A 7,636-nucleotide genomic window follows, 5' to 3' on the forward strand; every position below is an offset into this window, starting at 1 on the left:
ACTCCGTGCGCAGGCCGTCCGGCCGCATCATCCGCAGCAGCGGCGGCAGACTCAGCACCGTCACCAGCAGCACGACGCCCGCGCCGATACCGGTCATCGTCAGTACGGCGGCCCAGTCGACGCCGAGCGACCTGCTCGTCATCTTCAGCAGGACGACGCCCAGGACCAGCCCCACCCCCGTCGACAGCAGCAGCCCCAGTCCGACCGGGATCGCCGTCTGCCACAGCACCGACAGGCTCAGCGTGCGCCGCCGGGTGCCGAAGGCGACCAGCGACGACAGCAGCTTCCGGCGCTCGCGCAGCTGCTCCAGCTGGGAGACCAGCAGGCTCACCCCGATCAGCAGCAGGACGCATGCGGAGCCGACGAACAGACCGGTGCGGATCGAGTTGAACTGCCTCGTGCGGTTGGTGGCCGTCCAGATCTGGGGATCCGCCAGGGGGTCGATCCGCGCCGCCGTGTTGCGGACATGGTCGGGGGCGTCCGCCACCTTGGGATCGAGGCTGACGAAGACGCGTCCGGCGGCCTGCGCCACGATCCCCTTGGGCAGGGCGCCCGGCGTGGCGAGAATGCCACCGTTCTCGCCCCCGGACGGGTCCTCGCGCGAGTCGGCCTGCTTGAGGCCCGCCGGCACCGTCCAGGCGACCGCCGGTGTCTCGGACTGCAGACTGCGCGGGGTGACCCACACCTTCAGGCCCGGTTTGACCTGCAGGGAGGGCGTGTCCGTGTAGTAGTCGGCACCTTCTACGGTGAAGACGTCGCCGTCCCGGCACGAGGGGAGCCGGCCCACCTCACGCAGCGCCGCGCAGTCGCCGATGGTCACCTCGGTGTACTTCTGCGGGGACTTGGCCTTCTCGCTCACCGAACCGTAGAAGAGAACGGTGACCTTCCGAACGCCCTCGGTCTCGGCAAGCTGCCTGCCCACCGGGAGGAGCGGGACGTCGTAGGGCATGCCGACCTCCATCTGGGCCCGCTCGACATTCTCCTTCGACGGGGTCTCGTAGGCGCCGGCGACCCCTGAGAAGAACATCTGGAGCGCGATCGCGCCGGCCACCGCCACCGCGATGCCGTTCACCATGCGGGCCGCCGTACCACTGCTCAACTGAAGTCGTCGGACAGCCAGTTGCCAGGAAAGTCCGCCGGAGCCGAGCCGGGCGACCGCCGCCTCGACGACCCAGGGCAGAAGCGCGGTCACCCCGATGAGCAGCATCGAGACACCGGCGATGACGAGGAAGTCGTTGAAGTTCCCCGAGTCGTTGCCCTGCCCGATCATGGGGGAGAGCGCGGCGACCCCGCCCAGCGGCAGCAGCAGCCGCCACCACAGCCGACGGCGCGGGGGCCGGGCCGTACGCACCACACCGAGCGGTTCGATCACCACACCGCGCAGCGCGAACAGGGTGACCAGCACGGCGGCCACCGGCACCACGACCCCGACCAGGACGGCCAGCGCGGGCGCCGGATTCAGGTCACTGGGGAACACACTCAGGTCGAGGATGGAGACGTAAGCCGCTGTCTGACGGCCGATGAGGAAGAACACGGCGCCGAGGACGAGCCCGACCGCGGCGCCGGCGAACGCCTCGCCCGCGGCGATCCGCCGGGTCATCATGCCGTCGGCCCCGACCAGCCGCAGCGCGGCCAGCCGGCGGTCGCGCCGCTCACCGCCGAACCGTACGGCCGTGGCGATGAAGACGCCGACCGGCATCAGCAGCACCAGGAAGACGACGAGGGTGAGGAGGAGCAGAATGGGGTCCATGCCCTCGGACGTCGGATGCGGGTCCCCGAACCGGTCGAGCCGTGCCACCACACCGCCGGAGAAGTGTTCCGCGAGCCCCTCGCCGCCCCGGTAGAAGGTGAGTTCGGCCGGTCCGACGAGCCCGCTGTCTCCGATGGTGCCGACGATCCGGTCCGGCAGCCGCTCCCGCAGCAGCTTGTTGTCACCGGACTTCAGCAGTCGTTCGAGAGCGGGCGAGACGAACATCTCCCCGACCGCCGGGAACCTGTCGATCCCCGGCGGCAACGGCGCCCGTACCCCTTCGGGTTCCAGTTCCCGCCCGCGTATGTCGTCCGTGCGGAAGGTCGTGTCGACTCTGGCGACGACCAGTGTGTTGTCGGCCTTCGGCATCTGCTTGTCGACGTACACGACGTCCGTGCGGGCGTCGTTGCGATCGTCCCGGGCCGCCAGCGCGCTCGGGATGGCGGTCGTCAGCAGCAGCAGCGCCACCCCGAGCCCGACCCCGACGGCCGTCAGCAGGACCCGCCCCCAGCCCTCGCGCCCGCCCGTGAAGGCGAACCGGACCCCCATGGCCAGGTCCCTAGTCCACTGCCTCCCGCTCATACGACGCGCTCCATGTCCCGCGACTTCCCGTCCCGTACGACGATCTCGCGGTCCGAGTAGGCGGCCACCCGTGCCTCGTGCGTGACGAGCACGACGGCCGCGTTGGTCGACCGGGCGGCCTCGGTGAGCAGCTCCATCACCCGCTCGCCGTTGAGCGAGTCGAGGGCGCCGGTGGGCTCGTCGGCGAACAGCACCCGGGGGCTGGTGACCAACGACCGTGCCACGGCGACTCGTTGACCCTGCCCGCCGGACACCTCACCGGGCCGCTTGCTTTTGAGGTCGTCGACCTCGAGCCGTTCCATCCAGGAGAGCGCGGTCCGCTCGGCCTCCTTGCGGGAGGTCCCGGCCAGACGGAGCGGGAGGGCGACGTTCTCGACGCAGGTGAGTTCCGGCACGAGCTGCCCGAACTGGAACACGAACCCGAACTCGGTGCGCCGCAGCAGACTGCGCTGGGCGTCGCTCATCCCGGCCATCTCCCGCCCGGCGTACATGATCGAGCCGGAGTCGGGCGGGACGATCCCGGCGAGACAGTGCAGCAGGGTCGACTTGCCGGACCCGGACGGGCCCATCACGGCGACGACCTCACCGGGGTGGATCGAGAACTCGGCGCCGTCGAGCGCGTTGGTCGGACCGTATGCCTTGCGCAGTTCGCTCGCGACGAGCAGGGAACCGGGAGGAGGAGTCATCGGGACGTCACCACCAGAGCGAGTTTGTCGAGGCGCGCGGAGGTCAGTTCCAGCCAGCGCAGATCGGCTTCGAGATGGAACAGGGCGTGGTCGCAGATGAGCTGGTCCGCGAGGTCTCCCTTGCGCTTGCGCTCGGTCAGCATGCGCATCATCCGCAGGTGCTCGGCGCGCTGCGTGTCGAGGATGTCACCGGCGTCACGATGGGTGAGCAGCGCGAGGACGACCTTCGTGTAGAGGGTCGACTGCAGATACGGCTCGGGCTTCTCGGGCGTCGCGAGCCACCGCTGTACGTCGGTGATCCCGGCGTCGGTGATCGCGTACCGCTTGCGCTCGGGACCGTCGCCGGCCTCGATGCCGTCGACCTCGACGAGCCCGTGCTTCAGCAGCCGGGACATCGTCGAGTAGACCTGCCCGTAGTGCAGCGGGCGATCGTGACCGAACTTCTCGTCGAAGGCCCGCTTCAGGTCGTAGCCGTGCCGGGGGCCGGACTCCAGGAGCCCTAGGAGGGTGTGACCGATGGACATGGGGAGGACTATACGCACGGGGTATACGTGGTGTGTATACATGCCGTGTATAGATCATGGAGCCAGGAGGGGTGGGGCGATGAGTGCGCAGGTGGGAGCCGGTTGTCACGGTTCTGTCACCGGGCTGCCGGGGGCGAGCGTCGCAGCGCCGGGCGGGCACATTCACCCGCCCGGCGATCGAGGACGAGGCCCTTCAGGCCGACGGGGGTCTGGGGGCGGAGCCGCCAGGGGGACGCCCGCGCCGGGGGATGGGACCCGTCTCCCCGGGCAGCCTTCCCGCCTCCGCCAGGGCCCGCCGCAACAGGAACTCGATCTGCGCGTTGGCCGAGCGCAGCTCGTCCCCCGCCCACCGGGCCAGCGCGTCGTACACGGCAGGGTCCAGCCGCAGCAGCACCTGCTTGCGCTGCTGCCGCGGCCGGCGCTCGGTGTGTTCGGGGTTCTCGGCGGCCGAACCCCCGGAGGGATCACTCACTGGTACAGGGACCCCGTGTTCACGACCGGCTGCGCCGCGCGGTCGCCGCACAGCACCACCAGGAGGTTCGACACCATCGCCGCCTTCCGTTCCGGGTCCAGCTCCACGATGTCCTGCTCGGCGATCCGGGCGAGCGCGGCCTCGACCATCCCCACCGCGCCGTCGACGATCAGCCGCCGCGCCGCGACGACCGCCCCCGCCTGCTGCCGCTGGAGCATCGCCGAGGCGATCTCGGGAGCGTACGCGAGGTGGGTGAAGCGGGACTCGATGATCTGGACGCCGGCCGCCTGCACGCGCGCGTGCAGCTCGACGGCCAGCTTCTCGGTGATCTCCTCGGCGTTGCCGCGCAGTGAGAGCCCGCCCTCGTCATGGGCGTCGTACGGGTACTCGATGGCGATGTGCCGGACGGCCGCCTCGGTCTGGGTGGCGACGAACTCCAGGAAGTCGTCGACCTCGAAGCTGGCCTGCGCGGTGTCCTTGACCTTCCAGACCACGACGGCGGCGAGTTCGATCGGGTTGCCGTAGGCGTCGTTCACCTTGAGGACGGGGGTCTCGTGGTTGCGTACCCGCGTCGAGATCTTCGAGCGCGAGGTGAGCGGGTTCACCCAGCGCAGCCCGTCCTGCCTGATCGTCCCCCGGTACCGCCCGAAGAGCTGGACCACCCGGGCCTCGCCCGGCGCGACCATGTTCAGACCGCACATGGCGATGAAGGCGGAGAGGCTGATCAGCACGCCGGGAATGATCAGGGCCGCCTTGGCTCCGCCGTCGGAGACGGTTGTGGCGCCGACGATCAGACCGACGCCGAGCGCGAGTCCGAGGAGCCCCAGCAGCAGGGCGGCGCCGCCGCCGATGCTGCGGGCCGGGAACTCCCGGACCTGCGGGTCGGGCATGTCGGGCAGATCGACGTCGGGGTCGGCGGTCGCGGTGGAGTCGTGCGTGGTCATGGATGGTTCCCCCGTTTCGTGGCTGTCTCGGCCAGAGCCTAGCAGCGTTCTAGCTAAGTGATATCACTTTAGGGGATCCGGCAACCTTCCGCACCCCCCGGTGGTCGGTTCCAGTGGGGCGGGTGCTGATTGTCACGTCCGGAAAAGGGGGGCTCGAAAGCTCGTCGTCTTATCAGCCGGTGTTAGTTTTCTGAGCTGACCTGAGCCACGAACCTGTGCGAAGAAGGAAGCGGAGCGAAGCGACCCATGGGACGAGCGGACGAGAGACGAGCGCGGCAGCATCGCGGTGGCCGCCGCGCGGCGCCGAAGAGTTCCTCCAGGGACGCCTCGACCGACACCGGAGCGGAGACCGGTACGGAGGGCGGGACCGCGACCGCGACCATGACTCCGGGCAGGGCGGCAAGCAGGGCTGCGGCGCGCGGCAAGAGCGCCAAGAAGGGCAAGAACGGCAAGGAAGGTAAGAGTTTCCTACGCCGGCTCTTCACCTGGAAGAAGATCCTCGGCGCGTTCTTCGGCTTCCTGCTGCTCGGCATGGGCGCCTTCGTCGTGATGTACCTGATGATCGACGTGCCCGCGGGCAACGCCGCCGCGGAGAAGCAGAGCAACGTCTACAAGTACAGCGACGGCGCCGTCCTCGCCCGCACCGGCACGGTCAACCGCGAGATCGTGGACCTGGACGAGGTGCCCAAGAAGGTCCAGCTGACCTTCGTCGCCGCCGAGAACAAGTCCTTCTACAAGGACGCCGGCGTCGACTTCAAGGGCACCGCCCGCGGTCTGATCAACACGCTGTCCGGCAAGGGCAAGCAGGGTGGTTCGACGATCACCCAGCAGTACGTCAAGAACTACTACCTGGAGCAGGACCAGACCATCACGCGCAAGCTGAAGGAACTGGTCATCTCGCTGAAGGTGGACCAGAAGAGGACCAAGGACTACATCCTCGCGGGCTACATCAACACCAACTACTACGGCCGCGACTCCTACGGCATCCAGGCCGCCGCGCAGGCCTACTACCGCGTCGACGCCAAGGACCTCAGCGTCGCGCAGGGCGCGTACCTGGCCGCGCTGCTCCAGGCGCCGAGCCAGTACGACTGGGCGGTCGCCTCGCCCGTCGGCAAGAAGCTCGTGACGGCCCGCTGGAACTACGTACTCGACAACATGGTCGGGGAAGGCTGGCTCGACAAGACCGAGCGCGACGCCATGAAGTTCCCGTTCCCGAAGGACCCGAAGGGCGCTCCGGGGCTGGAGGGCCAGACCGGTTACCTCGTCGACGCCGCGAAGAACGAGCTGGCCAGGCAACTCGTCGCGCAGGGCACGGCCGACGACGCCAACAGCGCGAACGCGCTGGTCGACAAGGGCGGCTGGACGATCACGCTCAACATCGACCGGAAGAAGCAGACCGCGCTGGAGAAGTCCGTCAAGAGCCAGCTCACCAGCAAGCTCGACGCGAAGAAGCGCAAGGTCGACGGCAACGTCCAGGCCGGTGCCGCGTCCGTCGACCCGAAGACCGGACGGGTACTCGCGCTGTACGGCGGCACCGACTACTTCAAGCACTACATCAGCAACGCGACCCGGCGTGACTACCAGCCCGCGTCCACCTTCAAGCCGATCATCCTCGCGGCGGCCATGGAGGAGGAGGCGCGTACGCAGGACGGCGACCTGATCAACCCGAACACGATCTACGACGGCACGAGTGGCCGGCAGGTCGTCTCCGACGGCAAGAAGGTCGGCTTCGGCCCGCCGAACGAGGACGACGCGGACTACGGCGACGTCACCGTCCAGACCGCGATGAACAAGTCGATCAACTCGGTGTTCGCGCAGATGGGCGTCGACGTCGGGATGTCCGAGGTCATGAAGGTCGCGGACGAACTCGGCCTGGACACCACCGGGTTGCAGGCGGTGCCCGCGCAGACCCTCGGCACGATGGGCGCGAGCCCGCTGGAGATGGCCGGCGTCTACGCCACCCTCGACAACCACGGCCGCAAGGTCACCCCGGCCGTCATCAAAACGGCCGAACACAAGGACCGTACGGTCGAGATGCCTTCCCCGCTCGGCGAGCAGATCATCACCCCCGAGGCCGCCGACGCGGTCACGTCGGTGCTGACGGGCGTGGTCGACGACGGTACGGCCCGGGCGTCGGTGGCCCAGGCGGACAACCGCAGGGGCCAGCAGGTGGCCGGCAAGACGGGTACGTCCGACGAGAACAAGTCGGCCTGGTTCACCGGTTACACGCCCGGCCTGGTCACCTCGGTGGGCATGTTCGGCGAGGACACGAAGGCCAACAAGCAGGTCTCCCTGACGGGCGCCACGGGTCTCATCAGCGCCGGCGGAGGCCGGATCAACGGTGGTGGTTACCCGGCGAAGATCTGGGCGGAGTACACCTTCGGCACGATGGGCAAGGTGACCAAGTTCGACCTGGACACCTCGTTCGGCGCGGGCGTGAAGCCCACGCCGACACCGACGCCCAGCCCGACCCCGACCGAGAGCACCTCGGAGTCGCCGTCGCCGACCCCGACGCCGACTCCCACGCCGACCCCGACTCCGACCCCGACGCCGACTCCCACACCGACCCCCACCCCCACTCCCACGCCGACCCCGACGCCGACCCCGACTCCGACGCCCGACGACGGCGGCGTCATCCTTGATCCGCCCGGGGACGACGGGCAGTAGCCGTGTACGAC

The 7,636-nt window shown here is 69.2% G+C and carries 6 protein-coding genes; 1 reads left to right on the forward strand and 5 read right to left on the reverse strand.

What is annotated here, in order from left to right; genetic code table 11:
- The 5 genes from STRTUCAR8_RS39505 to STRTUCAR8_RS39525 form a co-directional block, all read right to left on the reverse strand.
- A partial coding sequence (locus STRTUCAR8_RS39505; protein ID WP_044473677.1) for an ABC transporter permease occupies positions 1-2,332 on the reverse strand: 2,332 nt, incomplete at its 3' end.
- Positions 2,329-3,018 carry an ABC transporter ATP-binding protein gene (locus STRTUCAR8_RS39510; protein WP_006381987.1) on the reverse strand — a complete coding sequence of 230 codons (690 nt, stop codon included), beginning with the start codon at positions 3,016-3,018 and terminating at the stop codon, positions 2,329-2,331. The genes STRTUCAR8_RS39510 and STRTUCAR8_RS39505, both read right to left, overlap by 4 nt.
- Positions 3,015-3,542 carry a PadR family transcriptional regulator gene (locus STRTUCAR8_RS39515; RefSeq protein WP_006381989.1) on the reverse strand — a complete coding sequence of 176 codons (528 nt, stop codon included), beginning with the start codon at positions 3,540-3,542 and terminating at the stop codon, positions 3,015-3,017. Before STRTUCAR8_RS39515 ends, STRTUCAR8_RS39510 begins: the two co-directional genes overlap by 4 nt.
- A 193-nt stretch (positions 3,543-3,735) precedes the next feature.
- Positions 3,736-4,014 (reverse strand): type II toxin-antitoxin system antitoxin, encoded by a 279-nt coding sequence (locus STRTUCAR8_RS39520; protein ID WP_006381986.1) that lies wholly within the window; start codon positions 4,012-4,014, stop codon positions 3,736-3,738.
- Entirely contained in the window at positions 4,011-4,958 is a 948-nt protein-coding gene (locus STRTUCAR8_RS39525; RefSeq protein WP_006381988.1) for an SPFH domain-containing protein, read from the reverse strand. Before STRTUCAR8_RS39525 ends, STRTUCAR8_RS39520 begins: the two co-directional genes overlap by 4 nt.
- 246 nt (positions 4,959-5,204) lie before the next feature.
- Here STRTUCAR8_RS39525 and STRTUCAR8_RS39530 point away from each other — a divergent pair, with 246 nt between their 5' ends.
- Complete coding sequence (locus STRTUCAR8_RS39530; protein ID WP_006381990.1) at positions 5,205-7,625, forward strand: transglycosylase domain-containing protein; 2,421 nt, start codon at positions 5,205-5,207, stop codon at positions 7,623-7,625.
- Positions 7,626-7,636: the final 11 nt, after the last annotated feature.

This window comes from Streptomyces turgidiscabies Car8 (assembly GCF_000331005.1).
GTDB lineage: Bacteria > Actinomycetota > Actinomycetes > Streptomycetales > Streptomycetaceae > Streptomyces > Streptomyces turgidiscabies.